17 protein-coding genes are annotated in these 16,329 nt (G+C 75.2%); 6 read left to right on the top strand and 11 right to left on the bottom strand.

Going from position 1 to position 16,329, the window contains the following annotated elements; translation table 11 throughout:
* Positions 1-26 precede the first annotated feature (26 nt).
* On the top strand, positions 27-959 hold the full coding sequence (locus AKI01S_RS12975; protein ID WP_067815703.1) for a TIGR03619 family F420-dependent LLM class oxidoreductase: 933 nt from the start codon (positions 27-29) through the stop codon (positions 957-959).
* A gap of 13 nt (positions 960-972) precedes the next feature.
* Here AKI01S_RS12975 and AKI01S_RS12980 read toward each other — a convergent pair whose 3' ends face one another.
* Complete coding sequence (locus AKI01S_RS12980; protein WP_067815706.1) at positions 973-1,251, bottom strand: hypothetical protein; 279 nt, start codon at positions 1,249-1,251, stop codon at positions 973-975.
* 142 nt (positions 1,252-1,393) lie between these two features.
* A complete protein-coding gene (locus AKI01S_RS12985) occupies positions 1,394-2,272 on the bottom strand; it encodes a LysR family transcriptional regulator (protein WP_067815710.1) in 879 nt (292 codons plus the stop codon).
* Positions 2,273-2,367: 95 nt separating this feature from the next.
* Here AKI01S_RS12985 and AKI01S_RS12990 point away from each other — a divergent pair, with 95 nt between their 5' ends.
* Entirely contained in the window at positions 2,368-3,705 is a 1,338-nt protein-coding gene (locus AKI01S_RS12990; RefSeq protein ID WP_067815790.1) for an MFS transporter, read from the top strand.
* Between the two features lie 45 nt (positions 3,706-3,750).
* Entirely contained in the window at positions 3,751-4,608 is an 858-nt protein-coding gene (locus AKI01S_RS12995; protein WP_067815714.1) for an NAD(P)-dependent oxidoreductase, read from the top strand.
* A 1-nt stretch (position 4,609) separates the two neighbouring features.
* Here the strand turns inward: AKI01S_RS12995 and AKI01S_RS13000 are convergent, their stop codons facing one another.
* The 3 genes from AKI01S_RS13000 to AKI01S_RS13010 all read right to left on the bottom strand — a co-directional run bounded on the left by AKI01S_RS13000 (position 4,610) and on the right by AKI01S_RS13010 (position 7,082).
* A complete protein-coding gene (locus tag AKI01S_RS13000; RefSeq protein ID WP_067815716.1) occupies positions 4,610-4,831 on the bottom strand; it encodes a hypothetical protein in 222 nt (73 codons plus the stop codon).
* Positions 4,832-4,964: 133 nt separating this feature from the next.
* Positions 4,965-5,933, bottom strand: coding sequence for a MerR family transcriptional regulator (locus AKI01S_RS13005; RefSeq protein WP_218009657.1), 969 nt, complete (start codon positions 5,931-5,933; stop codon positions 4,965-4,967).
* 63 nt (positions 5,934-5,996) lie between these two features.
* Positions 5,997-7,082 (bottom strand): helix-turn-helix domain-containing protein, encoded by a 1,086-nt coding sequence (locus AKI01S_RS13010; RefSeq protein WP_067815723.1) that lies wholly within the window; start codon positions 7,080-7,082, stop codon positions 5,997-5,999.
* 139 nt (positions 7,083-7,221) lie between these two features.
* On the opposite strand from AKI01S_RS13010, the gene AKI01S_RS13015 reads away from it, so the two are divergent.
* A complete protein-coding gene (locus AKI01S_RS13015) occupies positions 7,222-8,643 on the top strand; it encodes an FAD/NAD(P)-binding protein (RefSeq protein ID WP_067815726.1) in 1,422 nt (473 codons plus the stop codon).
* Here AKI01S_RS13015 and AKI01S_RS13020 read toward each other — a convergent pair.
* The 5 genes from AKI01S_RS13020 to AKI01S_RS13040 are packed head-to-tail and all read right to left on the bottom strand — an operon-like array spanning position 8,636 to position 13,173.
* Entirely contained in the window at positions 8,636-9,805 is a 1,170-nt protein-coding gene (locus AKI01S_RS13020) for an NAD(P)/FAD-dependent oxidoreductase (protein WP_245681599.1), read from the bottom strand. The two genes, AKI01S_RS13015 and AKI01S_RS13020, sit on opposite strands and share 8 nt — an antisense overlap.
* Positions 9,802-9,987 carry a ferredoxin gene (locus AKI01S_RS13025; RefSeq protein WP_067815734.1) on the bottom strand — a complete coding sequence of 62 codons (186 nt, stop codon included), beginning with the start codon at positions 9,985-9,987 and terminating at the stop codon, positions 9,802-9,804. Before AKI01S_RS13025 ends, AKI01S_RS13020 begins: the two co-directional genes overlap by 4 nt.
* Positions 9,987-10,835 (bottom strand): fumarylacetoacetate hydrolase family protein, encoded by an 849-nt coding sequence (locus AKI01S_RS13030; protein WP_067815793.1) that lies wholly within the window; start codon positions 10,833-10,835, stop codon positions 9,987-9,989. Before AKI01S_RS13030 ends, AKI01S_RS13025 begins: the two co-directional genes overlap by 1 nt.
* Positions 10,835-11,737, bottom strand: a complete 903-nt coding sequence (locus tag AKI01S_RS13035; protein WP_067815737.1) for a DODA-type extradiol aromatic ring-opening family dioxygenase — start codon at positions 11,735-11,737, stop codon at positions 10,835-10,837. The genes AKI01S_RS13030 and AKI01S_RS13035 overlap by 1 nt, the downstream gene beginning before the upstream one ends.
* Positions 11,725-13,173: an aldehyde dehydrogenase family protein gene (locus tag AKI01S_RS13040; RefSeq protein ID WP_067815740.1), complete on the bottom strand. Its 1,449-nt coding sequence runs from the start codon at positions 13,171-13,173 to the stop codon at positions 11,725-11,727. The genes AKI01S_RS13035 and AKI01S_RS13040 overlap by 13 nt, the downstream gene beginning before the upstream one ends.
* Before the next feature lie 118 nt (positions 13,174-13,291).
* Between AKI01S_RS13040 and AKI01S_RS13045 the strand changes: the two genes are divergently transcribed.
* Positions 13,292-14,767, top strand: a complete 1,476-nt coding sequence (locus tag AKI01S_RS13045) for an aldehyde dehydrogenase family protein (protein ID WP_067815743.1) — start codon at positions 13,292-13,294, stop codon at positions 14,765-14,767.
* Positions 14,764-15,462 carry a gamma-glutamyl-gamma-aminobutyrate hydrolase family protein gene (locus AKI01S_RS13050; protein ID WP_067815746.1) on the top strand — a complete coding sequence of 233 codons (699 nt, stop codon included), beginning with the start codon at positions 14,764-14,766 and terminating at the stop codon, positions 15,460-15,462. Before AKI01S_RS13045 ends, AKI01S_RS13050 begins: the two co-directional genes overlap by 4 nt.
* On the opposite strand, the gene AKI01S_RS13055 is transcribed toward AKI01S_RS13050, so the two are convergent.
* Positions 15,419-16,315 (bottom strand): metal-dependent hydrolase, encoded by an 897-nt coding sequence (locus AKI01S_RS13055; protein WP_067815750.1) that lies wholly within the window; start codon positions 16,313-16,315, stop codon positions 15,419-15,421. The two genes, AKI01S_RS13050 and AKI01S_RS13055, sit on opposite strands and share 44 nt — an antisense overlap.
* Positions 16,316-16,329 lie beyond the last annotated feature (14 nt).

Consider the following 16,329-nt stretch of genomic DNA (forward strand, 5'->3'; position numbering starts at 1 on the left):
TCGTTTGACCCCATACGATCGGCGGCATGACGCCACGCTTCGTCCTCGTGCTCAGCGAGAACTGGACCATGACCACCGGCCGCGACCTGCCCACGCTCGTGCGCTGGGCGCGGGAGGCCGAGGACGCCGGGTTCGACGCGGTGATGGTCAGCGAGCACGTCGTGCTCGGACCGGACGCCGGGGCCGGCGGCGTGATGGGCAACCCGCGCGAGTACGCGCTGCCGGGCAACCAGGACCCGTTCACGCCGTGGCCGTCGTCGCTGGCGCTGCTCGGCGCCATCGCGTCGGTGACGAGCACGCTGCGGCTGGCGGCGGCGGCCGTGCTCGCGCCGCTGCGGCACCCGCTGGCGCTCGCCCGCGACCTGGGAACCCTCGACCTGCTGTCGGAGGGCCGCCTGGTCGTGCAGCCGACGGTGAGCTGGAGCCGGGACGAGTACGCGGCGCTGGGCGTCCCGTTCGACCGGCGCGGCGAGATCCTGGACGAGCAGCTGGAGATCTGGGAGCTGCTGTGGAAGGGCTCGCCCGTCTCCTACCGGGGCGAGCACTTCTCGTTCCGGGACGTCTACTTCGAGCCCCGCGCCTACCGCGAGGACGGGCCGCGCATGTGGTTCGGCGGGCAGCGCCTGCACGCGCGGCTGCTGGACCGGCTGGTGCGGTACGGGCACGGCTTCCATCCGCTGGGCCGCCCCGCGCCCGAGGAGCTGGACCGGCTGCGGGCGACGCTGACCGCCGCCGGCCGGGACGCCGACACGCTGGAGATGGTCGGCGGAACGCGGCCCACGTTCCCCGACGACCGCTCGTGCGCGCCCCTCGCGCCCGCGCTGGAGTCGATCCCCGAGCAGATGGAGCAGGGGTTCACGACGTTCTGCATCAAACCGTCGCAGTTCACCGACGACCCGGACGGGGTGGGCGCGTTCTGCCGCGAGGTGATCCGCCGCACCGGGGCGCTGCTGGGCTGACCGCCGGCGGGGCTCAGCCCTTCCCCTCCTCCTCGTCGTCGGCGTGCGCCAGCGTCAGGACCATGCGCGCGGCCTCGGTCCAGCGTTCGATCGAGGCCGTGGACAGCCGCCCGCCGATCGGCGGCAGCCAGGCCACGAGCCCGGCGACCGCCGGGTCCAGCTCCTTGCCCGCGACCCGGAGCGGCGGCTGCTGCTGCGGCGCCGGAACGTGCTGTTCCTCCACGTGCGTCGCGTACCGCCCGGCGACGCGAGGCTGCATCTGGGCCATGTCATGGGGCGTGTTGTTCGACATGCCCGGCACGCTAGCCGCGCCTCCGACGCCCGCAACAGGCGATCTCCGCCGCCTTTGCCGTCGCCCGGGCCAACCATCACCGCCCCCGCACCGCGTCGTTGCCGGGCCTCTCACCCGGCCCGGCGAACCCGGCGAAACCCCCTCAGGCGCTCGCCGCGTACAGCACGTCGCGGAGGCCGGGGACGTCCTCCCGGTCGCCGCGCCACACCAGCCGCAGGCTCAGGTCCGGGGCCACCAGCGGGAGGCGCGCGAGCGTTCCGGCCGCCAGCGACGACGCCACCGCGAACTCCGGCAGCAGCGCCACGCCGAGGCCCTGCTCGGCCCAGGCGCGCATCACCGGAACGCCGTCGGCGTGCACGCGTTCGGGGCCGGGGCCGAGGAGTCGGTCGGCGGCCATCCGGAACGAGCAGGCGGGCACGTCGGCCAGCAGGCGTTCGCCGGCCAGGTCGGCGGGCACCAGGGCGGGGCGCCCGGCCAGCGGGTGGCCGGGGGCCGCGACCAGGACCAGCGGGACCGGCTCCACGTCCAGGAACGTCAGCGGCGCGGGCGGCGGCGCGAACCCCAGCCCGCCGAGGGTGTCGCCGGTGTCCAGCAGCAGCGCCGCCTCCAGGCGCCCGGCGGCGACGTCGGCGAGCAGCCCGTCGCGTCCGGCGCCCGCCCGGACCTCGACGCGCAGGCCCGGACGGCGTTCGGCGAGCCGCTCCAGCACGCGCGGCACCAGCGCGGCGGCGATGGTCTGCAACGCGCCGAGGCGGATCCCGCGCTCGTACCCGGCGACCTCGGCACGGGCCTGTTCGGCCTGGTCGAGCAGGCGGCGCGCCCACACCAGCAGGCGGTCGCCCGCGCCGGTGGTCCGCATGCCCCGGGCCGTCCGCTCGAACAGCGCCGTGCCGAGGGAGCGCTCCAGGGCCCGGATCTGGGCCGAGACGCTGGAGGGGGCCAGGTCCAGGGCGTGGGCGGCGTCGGTCACGGTGCGGTGCCGCACGACGGCCTCGAACGTGCGCAGCTGGCGGAGCTCCATGATCTCGGTAACGGGCGGGGAGCGTTCGGAATTTCCGAACGGTGTGTGCGGACGCGGCGGTGGAGGCGTTCCGGCTCGGCACGGAGGGTGGGGCCATGACGGTTCTGATCTCTTCGGGACGCCCGGTGGCGCGGCGGACGGCGCTGCTGGGCGTCTCGCTCGGATATTTCATGGTGCTGCTGGACATGACGGTGCTGGCGGTCGCCGAACCGGATCTGGCGGCGTCGCTGCGCACGTCGGTGGCCGGTCTGCAGTGGGCGACGACGGGATACACGGTGGCGTTCGGGGCGCTGCTGCTGTCGGCGGGGGCGGTGGCCGACCGGTACGGGGCGCACCGGGTGTTCCGGTGCGGGGTCGCGGCGTTCGGGGCGGTGTCGGCGGTGTCGGCGTTCGCCCCGACGCTGGGGGCGCTGGTCGCGGCGCGGGTGGTGCTGGGCGTCGCGGCGGCGGCATGCGTGCCCGCGTCGCTGGCGCTGGTCGCGCGGCTGTACCCGGACCCGGCCGAACGGGCGCGGGCGGTGGCGGTGTGGGCCGCCGTCAGCGGGGCGGCGGTGGCGGCCGGGCCGGTCGCCGGGGGCCTGCTGGTGGACGCGGCCGGATGGCGCTCGGTCTTCCTGGTGAACGTGCCGCTGGCGCTGCTGGTGCTGGGGGCCACCGGCGGGCGCGGCCTGCGCTGCCCGCGCGGGGACCGGCGGATCGACTGGGCGGCGCAGGCGGCGGCGTGCGGAGTACTGGCGCTGCTGACCGACGCGCTGATCGCGGCCGGGGCGCGGGACGGGGCGCGGGCGGCCCTGTCGGGCGTCGGCGCGCTGGTGGCGGTGGCCGTCTTCGTCGTCCTGGAGCGCCGCAGCGAGGCCCCGGTGCTGCCGCGGGCGCTGCTGGCGGGCCGCGGCGTGCGGGCCGGGCTGGCGGCGGGGGCGGCGACGAACTTCGCGCTGAACGGGATCCTGTTCGTGCTGCCGCTGCTGCTCCGGCGGGATCACGGATGGGGCGCGGCGGTCAGCGGGATGGCGTTCCTGCCGCTGACCCTGCCGTTCGCGCTGAACCCGCCGCTGACGGGACGGCTGGTGGCGCGGTTCGGGCCTCGGGTGCCGATCCTGGCGGGGCTGGGGTCGCTCACGGTCGGCGGCGCCGCGCTGGCCTGGGCCTCCTGGGCGGGCGCGGGCTACGGCCCGCTGGCCGCGGGACTGCTGCTGGCGGGGACCGGGGTGTCGCTGGTGCTGCCCGCCCTGGCCGCCGCCGTGGTCGCGGCGGCCCCGGAGGGGACGGCGGGTTCGGCCGGGGGCCTGCTGAACGCGACCCGGCAGGCCGGGGCCACGCTCGGGGTGGCCGCGATGGGGGCGTTCGTGGGGCCGGGCGCGCTGCTGCTGGCGGCGGGCGCGTGCGCGGCGGCCGGGGCGTGGTTCGCGGCGGTTGACCTCAAGCGGGGTTGAGTTTCTAGCGTGCCGTATGACCGACTCTTCAAGGAGGGCAGAGGCATGACCGACGTGACCGTGATCGGGCTGGGCGAGATGGGGGCCGCGCTGGCGGCGGCGTTCCTGGACGGGGGCCACGCGGTCACCGTGTGGAACCGGACCCCGGAGAAGGCGGAATCCCTGCTGGCCAAGGGGGCGCACCGGGCGGACGACGTGCGCGCGGCGGTGGCGGCGTCGGAGCTGGTGGTCGTCAGCGTCAAGGGCAACGACACCGCCCTCGCCCTGCTGGAGACGGCCGACCTCGACGGGCGGACCGTGGTGAACCTGACCGACGGGACGTCCGCCGAGGCCCGGCGGGTCGCCGCGGAGGTGGCGGCGCGGGGCGCCGCCTACCTGCACGGGCAGATCATGACGATCGCGCCGGGCGTCGGGCACCCCGACGCGGTGGTCTTCTTCGGCGGCCAGGCCGAGGTGTACGAGCGGCACGCCCCGGTGCTGGCACTGCTGGGCGGCCGGGGCACGCTGGTGTCGGACGACCCGGGCGTGCCGACGCTGTACGGGATGGCCGTGCACGGCACGATGTGGGGGACGCTGAACGGCTTCCTGCACGCGGCGGCGCTGCTGACCGACGCGGGCCTTGGGGTGGAGCGCTTCCTGGAGCACGCCGACGCGTCGATGTCGGCGCTGGTGGGGTTCCTGCCGTCGCTGGCGCAGGAGGTGGACCGGGGCGCGTACGCGGTCCCGTTCGGCGCGCTCCAGCACCACCTGCCGTCGGTGGAGGACCTGGTGCGGGAGAGCGGCGACCGGGGGATCGACACGGCGTTCCCGACCTACACCCTGGAGCTGGTCCGCCGGGCCGTCGCCGAGGGTCACGCGACCGACAGCTACTCGCGGCTGGTGGAGCACTTCCGGGGCCGCTGAGCTACCGCCGGTCGGTGTTCACCTGCCGGGCGACCTGGTGGACGGCCCGTCCGGGCCGCACCCGCGCGGGCTCGCCGGTCGGCCGCTCGATCCGCAGGTCCACGGTGGTGGACCGCACCACCCGGGTGGCGGGTACGGCGGCGTCGGTGACCGAGGGGACGAATCCCACGATCGTCGCCGCCGCTCCGCCCGCCATCAGGGCCGCCACCAGAAGGTGCCTCATAACCCTGGACTTCACCAGAGCAGGGGGCACCCCGACCATCCGGGAAACCACGGGCTTTTCCCCTGATCCCCTGATCCGTGGATGGGCAGATCACTGACACGGGTCCGGTGCCGGACCCCGGGAGGCCCGTGTTTCAGGCGGGATTCGCGCGCAGCCAGTCGAGGACCTGCTCGGCGTGCTTGTCCGGCGGGAAGACCGGATAGAAGACGTGTTCGATCCGCCCGTCCTTGATCACCATCGTCAGCCGCTTGTACAGCCGCATGCCACCCGCCTCGAAGGTGGGCAGCCGCAGCGCGTCGGCCAGCCGGAACCCTGAGTCCGACAGCATCCCGAACGGCAGGTGGAGGCGTTCCACGACCTCCTCCTGGTAGTCCACGTCCTGGCTGGACAGCCCGAACACGTGCGGCGCCCCGGCGGCGGCCAGCTCCGCGTAGTGATCGCGGAAGCTGCACGACTCGGGCGTGCAGCCACGCGCCCCGGGGATGCTGTCCCAGCCCTCCGGCAGGTCGACGTCGGGCGTCCCGATCAGCGGGAAGCAGTAGACGATCACCCGTCCGCCGCCGAGCGAGTCGAGCCGGACCGTTCCCCCGGAGGTCACGGGGAGTTCCAGAGAGGGCACCGCCAGGCCGGGCAGGTGGTCGGCGGCGCCGTCGTCCTCGGGGACGGGCAGGTTCGGCGGGAGTTCATACAGGTTGGTGCTCATGGCGTTCCTCGGGGGCTCGACGCGGCTGTTGCGGTGGGCGGCCTGACGCAGATGCCGGACGAGGAGGTCGCGCCGTTCGGTGAGCGCCTCGATCCGCGCGTCCAGTTCCGCGATGGCGTCGCGGTACCCGGCGAGCGCGGCCGGACAGTCGTCGGCGTGCTCGTGCCCGCTGGCCAGACAGTCCAGGAACGGCTTGGTGCGTTCCACGGGGATCCCGAGACCGCTCAGCGCCCGCGCCTCGTGCACGAGCCGGAGATCGTGCTCGGTGTACTCGCGGTACCCGTTGGACAGCCGGACGGGCGTGACGATCCCGACCGACTCGTAGTACCGGACGGTCTTGACGGTCACCCCGGCGAGCCGCGCGACCTCACTGATCCTCATCTGGGCCAGGCCTTTCATGCCGAGGACGGTAAACCCTGCCCCCATGGTCAACCTCAACCCCGGACGCCCGGTCACCGGGGGTCAGGAACGGGCCCCGGGCCAGTAGTGCTCGGCGAACAGCCGGGCGACCAGCTCGCCCCGGCTGGAGGCGCCCACCTTCCGGAAGACCGTCTTCAGGTGGTCGCGGACGGTGTGCGGGGAGATGAACAGCCCGGCGGCGATCTCGCCGGTGGGCAGGCCGCGCGCGACCCGCTGGGCGATCTCCAGTTCGCGCGGGGTCAGCTCGTACGCCTCGGCGATGATCACCGCCAGGTCGGACGCCGCCGCCGGTTCGATCACCACCGCCACCGGTCCGGGACGCCCGCCCGGGCCGGTCAGGCTCGACGCGTGGCAGACCAGCCACCGGCCCTCGGCGGTCCGGATGCGCACGCGGGCCCCGCCGTGGTCGCGGCCCCGCGCGACGGCCCGGGCCTGGAGCGCGGTGCCGACGATCCAGATGGGCAGCCGCACGCCGAGCGCGGTGGGCACCGACGGTCCGGGAGGCAGGCTCGCCAGGTGCTCGCGGGCCTCGTCGTTGAGGGAGGTGGCCGCACCGGACGGGTCGAACAGCACCAGTCCCGGGCCGGGGACGTCCGGCGGGGTTCCCGGTTCGGCGGGGCGGGCGAAGCGCCGCAGCCGGGTGGCCATGGGGGTCGAGAGACCGGCCACGAACTCCACCTCGTCGCGGGTGAACGGGCCGCCCTCCGTGCGGAACAGGCTGACCACGCCCCAGGAACGGTCACCCGCGCGGAACACCGCGCGCAGCTCGTCGTGAACCCCCTGCCCCTCCAGCAGCCTGCGGAAACGCGCGCTGCGGGCGGGCAGGTCCCCGGTCGCGGCGCGCAGCCCGGCCGCGGGGACGGCCGCGCGGGCGAGGTCCCGGAACGGGACGACGTTCTCTTCGAGGAGTTCGCTCTCCCAGTAGTCCGCGCAGCGTTCGCGCTCGCCCAGGCCCTCGACCAGCATCGGGGCCGTGACGAGGCCGGTCTCGGGGTCGGCGGCCGCCCACACCGCCGCGTCGAACGGCACCGTCCGCCGCAGCCGCGCCGAGACCCGGCCGAACAGGTCCCCGGCGTCGGCCGCCCGGTCGACGCCGGTCAGCGCCTCGCCGCGCCGTCGTCCCCCCATGGGCTCCCCTCCGTGGTCCGCGCTCCAGCCTGCGCGGTCTTCGTGCCTGTGCCAACCCCCCGGATGAGGGGGTTGTTCCGGGGGGATCGCCCCCGGGGAGGGGATGGGGGCCGGGCGCGCCGGTGCCGAGGCTGGGGGCATGGATATCGCGATCATCGGCGGCGGCGCGGCCGCCGTCGGACTGCTGGACACGCTGGCGACCACCGGCCGGGCGCACGGGTCGGTCACGGTGTTCGAGCCCTCCCCCGGCCTGTGGCGGGGCCGCCCGTACGGCCCGGACCTGGACTCGGTGCTGGTCAACGCCCCGCCCGCCATCATGTCGATCCGGCACGGCGACGCCGGCCACTACGCCGCCTGGCTCGGGGCCCGGGGCGACGCCCACCTGGACGAACGGCTCGGGCAGCCGCTGGTGCCCCGTGCCGTCTACGGCGAGTACCTGGAGCACACCGCCGAGAAGGCGGCGGCGGAGCTGCGCGAGCGCGGGTGGCGGGTGGAGGTCGTCGCCGCGCCGGTGGTCGGCGTGGCGCGGTCCGGCGGACGCCTGGTCCTGCGCACGGGCGGCGGGGACGAGCACGCCGCCGACCAGGTGGCGCTGTGCGTGGGCGGCGGCCACCCGCACGACCACTACGGGCTGGAGGGCGCGCCGGGGTTCGTGGGCGACCCCTACCCGCTGGCGCGGACGCTGGAGGGCGTGCCGCCGGAGAGCGACGTGGTCGTGATCGGCACCGGCCTGACGGCCGTCGACGTGGTCGTGTCGCTCGCCGCCCGGGGGCACACCGGGCGGATCGGCATGGTGTCGCGGACCGGCATGCTCCCCCACGTCTGGCAGCGGCCGGAGTTCCACCAGCCGCGGCACGTCACCGCCGAACGGGTGCGGGCCCTGCCGGACCTCCAGGGCGAGGTCACCCTGGCCGGGCTGGCCGGGCTGCTGCGCGCCGAGCTGGCGGACGCCGGGGAGGACCTCGACGCCCTGCTCGCCGACCTGCGGGCGGCGCGGACCGAGGATCCCGTCCGGCGGCTGCGCCGCCAGATCGCCGAGATCGACGCGCCGGGGATCGGCCGCCGCGTCCTCCAGCAGACGTCCCACACCGTGGGGCCGTTCGCCTGGCGGCTGCTCGCCGACCGTGACCGGGACCGGCTGCGCGCGGAGTTCCGCACCGCCACCAGCCTCGCGTCGCCGATGGTGCCGGTGAACGCCGTGCGGCTGCTGGAGCTGTTCGACTCCGGCCGGCTCCGCGTCGTGCGGGGCGTGACCGGGATCGAGCGCGGGGCCGGGGGGTTCCGTGTCGACGCGGACGGGGCGCAGACCGCCGACCTGGTCATCAACGCCGTCAACCCGCCGCCGCACGCCGTCCCGCGGGCGGCGGCCTCCCTGGTCGCCTCCCTGGCGGCCGAGGGCCTGGCGGCGTTCCACCCCGCCGGCGGGGTGGTCCCGGCCGATCCGCGCCTGCACGTCGTGGGCGACCTGGCCGGGGACGGCCCGTTCATCACCTCCGGCATCCCGGGCGTGGCCGCCCAGGGGGCGATGGCCTCCCGGGCGATCCTCGCGCCGGTCAGGTGAGGGCCGGGACGTCGTCCAGCAGCCGCCCGCGGTAGTGCGCCATCCGCCTCGCCATGCCCAGCATCACCACGCCCACCAGGCGGCCGTCGCGGTGGTGGCCGACCACCGCCTCGGTTTCCAGGTCGCCTTCCAGGACCCGGACGTCCTCGCCCAGGGCCGGGGCGCCGAAGGACTGGAGGCGCAGGTCGTACTGGTCGCTCCAGAAGGAGGGCAGGGGCAGGAACGGGCCGCCGTCCTCGCCCAGGAGGGTCCGGGCCGCCCTCTTCGCCGTGTCGGTGGGGATGCTCCAGTGCTCCACGCGGCGGGGAACGTCGTCGTAGCGCGGGTTCGGGAAGCGGGCGACGTCCCCGACCGCCACCACGTTCGGGCGGCCCTCGACGCGCAGGGTCCCGTCGCACAGGACGCCGTCGGACAGGTCCAGGCCGTTGCCCTCCAGCCACTCGGTGCGGGGCGTCGAGCCGACCGCCTCGACGACGACGTCGGCGGCGAGGTCCGCGCCGGAGGACAGCGTCACGCCGGTATCGGTGAACGCCCTGACGGTCGCGCCCAGGTGGAACGTCACCCCGCGGGCCTCGTGGCGGGCGCGCAGGGCCGCTCCCAGCTCGGGGCCGAGAGGGCGCAGCATCGGTTCGGTCTCCGGCGCGACGACCGTCACCTCCGCGCCGAGCGTGCGGGCCGTCGCGGCGACCTCGCAGCCGACGAAGCCCGCGCCGACCACCACGACGCGGGCCCCGGGCGTCAGGCACGGGCGGAGGCGGGCCGCGTCGTCCAGCGTGCGGACCACGTGGCGCCGGTCCTCCCCGCCCGGCAGTGGCAGGCGGCGGGGGCGCAGGCCCGTGGCCACCACCAGGCCGTCGCAGGCGAGGGTCGATCCGTCCGCCAGCGTCAGTTCCCCGGCGTCCAGGTCCGCCGCCGCCACCGGCGTGCCCAGCCGCCAGGTCACGTCCGCGACGCTGTCACGCAGGCGGAACGCCACGGCGGCGTGCGTCACCTCGGCCGCCAGGACCTCCTTGGACAGCGGCGGGCGGTTGTAGGGCATGTGGGGTTCGTCGCCGATCGCGATGAGCTCGCCCTCGTAGCCCGCCGCCCGGAGCTGCTCGGCGGCGCGCAGGCCGCCCATCGAGGCGCCGACGATGACGACGCGGTCCATGCGGCCGTTCACCCGACCGTGATGGCCTGGAGGGGGCAGACGTCCGCCGCCTCCTCGACCGCGTCGCGCAGGGACTCGTCGGGGTCCGCCTCGTAGACCAGGTGGCCCGCGTCGTCCAGCCGGAACACCTCGGGGGCCGAGAACACGCACTGGCCGTGGTCCTGGCACCTGTCCATGTCCACGATGACCTTCATCACCACCTCCTCGGGGCGCGGACGCCGCGGAACTCCCAGTCACCGCCGAACGCGGTGGAGACGACCTCTTCGGACTCGGTGGGCTGCGCGCCGCAGTCCTCGCGGACGGGCGCGGGCCCGGCGACGATGTGGTTGCGGAGGCGGCCCAGTCCCTCGGCCTCCACCTCGACCACGTCGCCGGGCTGGACGGGACGGGAGTTGGCCGGGGTGCCGGACAGCAGGACGTCGCCGGGATACAGGGTGATGGTGCGGGCGATGTCGGCGACGAGGTAGTGCATGTCCCACTCCATCTCGTCGGTGGAGCCGTCCTGCGCGAGCTCGCCGTTGACGTAGGTGCGCAGGTACTTGCCGCGGAAGTCCCAGTCGGTGACCAGGCCCGGCCCCAGCGGGCAGAGGGTGTCGGAGCCCTTCACGCGCAGCATCGAGCCCGCGTCGGTGTCGCGGAAGTCGTGCAGGCCGTAGTCGTTGGCGAGGGTGTAGCCCGCGATGTGGCCGACGGCCTCCTCCGGGGAGATGTTGCGGGCCGTCCGGCCGATGACGATCGCGATCTCGCCCTCGTAGTTGAGGTACTTGCAGCGCTCGGGGCGGACGACCGCGCCGCCGTGGGCGTTCAGGGCCGAGGTCGGCTTGTGGAAGTAGGTCGGCGCGGGCGGCAGTCTCGTCTGGAACTCCGCCACGCGGCTGCGGTGGTTGAGGTGCACCGCGATGATCTTGGTGGGGACGGTCGGGGGCAGGTGCACGGCCTCCGCGGCCCGCACCCGGCGGCCGTCGGCGGAGACCAGGTCGTCGCCCTCGCGGACCACCTGGGTGGCGGCGCCGTCGAGGAGGACGCGGCGGTATTCGGGCATCAGGCGGTCCATCCGTTGCCGGGCCGGTCGAACCAGAGGTGCACCTGGCCCGTTCCGACGGAGTTCTCGTACTCGCTGTAGGGGCGGCCGGGGGCGGTGCAGGCCTTCTCCCCCAGCGCGCCGACCATCATCAGGTAGTGGCCGAAGCGCGCCTCGGGCCTGTGGGCGAGGAACTCCGGCATCGTGTCCAGGACGCGGGCGTGGTCGCCGTTCCGCAGCCAGCCGATGCGCTCCTCGTCGGCCGCGCGCGCCTCGGCGGTGAAGATGTGCGAGGGGTCGGCGGCCTCGTGGTCGCGGATCCGGCGCAGCGGCCAGAACGTGTGCGACATCGCGCCCGAGGCGACCAGCAGCACGCGCCGGTCGGTCGCCTCGATCGCGGCCCCGAGCGCGCGGCCCAGGCGCAGGAAGTCCTCGGTGTCGGCGGTCTGGCACACGCCGATCGAGACCCAGCGTTTACCGGGCAGGTCCAGGTACGGGTCGTCGCGCACGCCCAGGTACGTCCACAGGTTCACGGTGGCGTAGTGGATCGGCAGGTACGGGTCGTCGACCGGGGTGATCCACGTTCCGTGGGCGTCGGCCCGCGCGGCGACGGCGCGGGCCAGTTCCGGGTCGCCGGGGAAGTCGTAGGGCATCCGGCACATGCCGCGCGGCAGCTCGTCGGAGGTGTACAGGCCCGCGCGGCGGTCGTGGGCGGTCACGACGAACTCGACCGTGGTCGCCCAGTGCGAGTCCAGCACCACGACCGTGTCGTAGTCGTCGCGGTCGAAGACCTCGGCGCGGAGCCTGCGCAGGCCCGCGACGAGGGTGGAGTCCTCGCCGCCGTTGAGCTCGCGCCGGGTCACCTCGGGCAGGACGATGGTGGGGACGTGGGCCAGCAGGCCCGCGCCGACTACTTCTCCCATGGGGCGGTCACCGTGTTCTTCAGGTCGCAGTAGAAGTCGAAGCTCCAGTCGCCGCCCTCCCGGCCGACCCCGGACCGGCGGGAGCCGCCGAACGGGGCCCGCAGGTCGCGGACGAAGAAGCAGTTCACCCAGACGGTCCCCGCGACCAGGCGCGCCGAGACGCGGGCGGCGCGTCCGGGGTCGCCGGTGGCCAGGGTGGCGGCCAGGCCGAACCGGGTGTCGTTGGCCATCGCGACGGCCTGGTCCTCGGTGTCGAACGTCTGGAGCGTCAGCACCGGGCCGAAGACCTCCTCGGTGAGGATCTCCGCGCCGGGGGCGGCGCCGGTGAGGAGGGTCGGGCGGTAGTACAGGCCGCCGAGGTCGTCGTTGGGGCCGCCGCCGAGGAGCGCGCGGGCCCCGCCGTCCCGGGCGCGGCGGACGAAGCCGTCCACGCGTTCCAGGTGGCGGCGGTGGATCTGCGGGCCGATGTCGGTGGCCTCGTCGCGCGGGTCGCCCTGGCGGAGCCGCGCGGCCTTCGCCAGGAACCGCTCGGTGAACGCGTCGGCGACCGAGGACTCCACCAGCAGGCGGGTCGCGGCCAGGCAGACCTGGCCCGCGTTGTCGTACTGCTCGACGGCCAGGTCGGCGGCCAGGTCCAGGTCGGCGTCGGCGAAGACCAGCAGCGGGGACTTGCCGCCCAGCTCCAGCGACAGCGGGGTCAGGTTCGGGGCGGCGCTCGCGGCGATCGCGCGGGCGGTGGGGACCGAGCCGGTGAAGCTGATCCGCCGCACGTCCGGGTGGGCGGTGAGCGGGCCGCCGACCTCCGCGCCGTAGCCCTGCACGACGTTGAGCACGCCGTCGGGCAGGCCCGCCTCGGCGGCGATGTCGGCCAGCAGCGACGCGGTCAGCGGGGTCCACTCGGCGGGTTTGAGGACGACGGTGTTCCCGGCGGCGAGCGCGGGGGCGACCTTCCAGGTGGCCAGCATCAGCGGCGCGTTCCACGGGGTGATCAGCGCGCAGACCCCGGCCGGGTCCCAGGAGACGTGGTTGGTGTGGCCGCGCGTGTCGAGGTCGTCGTGGCCGAGGTCCAGCAGCCGGTCGGCGAAGAAGCGGAAGTTGTGGGCGACGCGGGGCATCACGCCGCGCCGGTGGGAGCGGATCAGCGCGCCGTTGTCGTGCGTCTCGACCCGCGCCAGCTCCTCCAGCCGCTTGTCCACGCCGTCGGCGACGGCGTGCAGCAGCCGGGCGCGCTCCTCCCGGGTGGTCCGGGACCAGGCCGGGAACGCCTTCGCGGCGGCGGCGACGGCGGCCTCGGCCTCCCGGGCCCCGCCGCGCGCGATCTCGGCGAGGGGCCGTTCGTCGATCGGCGAGACGTCGGTGAACGTCTCCCCCGAGCCGACGCGTTCGCCACCGATCCAGTGCCCGGTGTCGACGGTCACGCCCGCGATGGTCGCCATCGTGGTGCACCTCCAGGTTGTTTGACCCCAAACAATCTAGGAAGCCGGGGTGGTGCCGGTCAACCCGTCTCCCATAATGTTTGGCTTCAAACGAAAACACCAGCGCGAGGGAGGGGCCGTGACCGGCGTCCCGTACCAGGAGTGGCGTTCCCGCGCGGAACGGCTCGACCCGCACACCGGGCACCACATCGACGGCGCGTTCACCGACGGCGGCGGGACGCTGCCCGTGGTGTCCCCGCGCGACGGCCGCGTCCTCGCCGAGGTCGGGGACGCCGACGCCGCGACCGTGGACCGGGCGGTGGCCGCCGCGCGCCGCGCCTTCGACGAGGGGCCGTGGCCCCGCATGTCCCCCGCCGACCGCGGGGCCGCGCTGCTGCGCTGGGCCGACCTGGTCGAACGCGACCGCGACACCCTCGCGCTGCTGGTCAGCCTGGAGATGGGCAAGCCGGTCGCCGAGGCGCACGGCATCGAGCTGCGCGCCGTCGTCGGCTGCCTGCGCTGGTACGCCGAGGCCGCCGACAAGCAGGCCGACGAGGCGCCCCGGACCGGCCCGGACGCGCTGGCGCTGGTCACGCGCGAGCCGGTCGGCGTCGTCGCGGCCGTCGTGCCGTGGAACTTCCCGCTCACCATGGCCGCGTGGAAGCTCGCCCCGGCGCTGGCGGCGGGCTGCACCGCGGTGCTCAAGCCCGCCGAGGAGTCGCCGCTGTCGGCGCTGCGCCTGGCCGCGCTCGCGGCCGAGGCGGGACTGCCGCCGGGCGTGCTGAACGTCGTCAACGGCCGGGGCGGGGTCGCGGGCCGCGCGCTCGGCGAGCACCCGGGCGTGGACGTGCTGGCGTTCACCGGGTCCACCGAGGTCGGGCGGCACTTCCTGCGGTACGCCGCCGACTCCAACCTCAAGCGCGTCTGGCTCGAACTCGGCGGCAAGTCGCCCAACATCGTCCTTCCCGACGCGCCCGACCTGGACGCCGCCGCCGACACCGCCGCCTGGGGGATCTTCTTCAACGCGGGCGAGATGTGCACCGCGCCGTCCCGGCTGCTCGTCCACCGGTCGGTGGCCGGCCGGGTGCTGGAGCGGGTCGTCGCCCGCGCCGAGGGCATGCGGGTCGGCGACCCGCTCGACCCGGCGACCGAGATGGGCCCGCTGGTGTCGGCGCGGCACCGTGACCGGGTGCTGGCGTACGTGGACGCGGGGCATGCGGACGGGGCACGGCTGCGGGCCGGGGGCTCCGCACCCGAGGGGTGCTACCTGCGGCCCACGGTGTTCGACCGGGTGACGCCCGCGATGCGGATCGCCCGCGATGAGATCTTCGGGCCGGTGCTGGCGGTGCTGGAGTTCGACGACCTGGACGAGGCGGTGCGGCTGGCCAACGACACCGACTACGGCCTGGCCGCCGCCGTGTGGACCGCGGACCTGTCGGCCGCGCACCGCGTCTCGCGCGCGCTGCGGGCCGGGACCGTGTGGGTCAACTGCTACGAGGAGGGCGACATGAGCGTCCCGTTCGGCGGGATGAAGCGGTCGGGCCACGGGCGCGACAAGTCGCTGCACGCCCTCGACAAGTACACCGACCTCAAGACGACCTGGATCCGGCTGTGAGACCGCTGATCGCGGTTCCGGCCCGGTTCTCCGCGGGCGCGACGGCGCTGCGGTACGCCGCCGAGGTGACGGCGCGGGCGCTGGCGGAGGCCGTGTGGCGGGGCGGCGGCGAGCCGTTCCCGATGCACCCGGCCGCGCCGGACGGCGTCGCCGGGCGCCTGGCGCGCTGCGACGGCGCCCTGCTGCCGGGCGGCGGCGACCTGCACCCCCGGCACTACGGCGCCGCCACCGCGCACGAGACGCTGTACGACGTGGACGAGGCGCAGGACGCGTTCGACCTGGCGGTCGCCGCGTACGCGCTGGAGGCGGGGCTGCCGCTGCTGGCGGTCTGCCGGGGGCTCCAGGTCGTCAACGCCGTGCGCGGCGGCACGCTGCACCAGCACCTGGCCCCCGACCACCGGCACGTCGTCCACGAGGTCGTCCCGGAGGCCGGGACGCTGCTGGCCAAGGTCACCGACGCGGACGCGCTGCGGGTGTCGTGCTACCACCACCAGGGGGTGGCGGTCCTGGGCGAGGGGCTGGCGGCGACCGCGCGGGCCGGTGACGGGACCGTGGAGGCGGTCGAGGCGCCGGGGGCGGCGGGCTGGTTCCTGGGGGTGCAGTGGCATCCGGAGGACACCGCGGCCGTCGACCCGGCCCAGCAGGCGATCTTCACGGCGCTGGTGGACGCGGCCCGCCCTTCAGCCGGCCGGTGAGCTCGCCGTCGGCGCCGAACAGGCGTTCCTTCCACTCCGCGACCAGGGCGGTGTTGTCGAAGTCGTCGGGGTGGAAGCCGGGCCGGTTGTAGGCGGCGATGCGGCGGGCGACGTCGCGGGTCAGCCACGGCGAGCTCCGCAGCCTGCGCAGGCTGGGGACCAGCACGCGCGGGTCGTAGGTGGCGGGGTCGTGCAGCATCGAGTAGATCGTGGCGATGACCGTCGCGGCCAGGAAGCCGACCGTGGTGAGCCGCATCGTCCAGATACGGCGCGGTTCGCTGCCGACCCCGACGCGGTAGACGTCGAACGCGACCGACTTGTGCTCGCTCTCCTCCAGCGCGTGCCACTCCAGCAGCGAGCGGATCTCCTCCACGTCGAACATCGCGCGGGCCCGCTCCTCGGTCAGCAGCACCTCGGCGAGGGTGGCGGTGTAGTGCTCCAGCGCGGCGGTGACGGCGAGGCGGCTGCTCCTCGGCATGACCCGCTCGTCGAACCGCAGGCCGAGACCGGTGAGGCGGTCGATGGTGCGGGTCGGGTAGCCGAGGCGGGCCAGCCGGTCGTTGAGGTGCCGGTGCTCGCGGCTGTGCGTGACCTCCTGCCCGATGAACCCCGCGACCTGCCGTTCCAGCTCGGGATCGGTGACGCGGTCGCGGTAGGCGCGCACCGACCGGATGAAGTAGTCCTCCCCCTCGGGGAAGAACGACGACAGCACCGCGACCACGTGGCTCATCACCAGGTCGCCCCCGGCGAAGTGGCGCGGGAGGCGCTCGGGCGGGTAGTCGAAACCGATCCGGCGGGTCTTCACCGTGCGGGGCGTGATCGCGATCCCGCGCCGGGCCGCGGCTCTGCTCATGGGCCCTCCTGGGA

It is taken from the genome of Actinomadura kijaniata NBRC 14229, from assembly GCF_001552175.1.
Taxonomy (GTDB): Bacteria; Actinomycetota; Actinomycetes; order Streptosporangiales; family Streptosporangiaceae; genus Spirillospora; species Spirillospora kijaniata.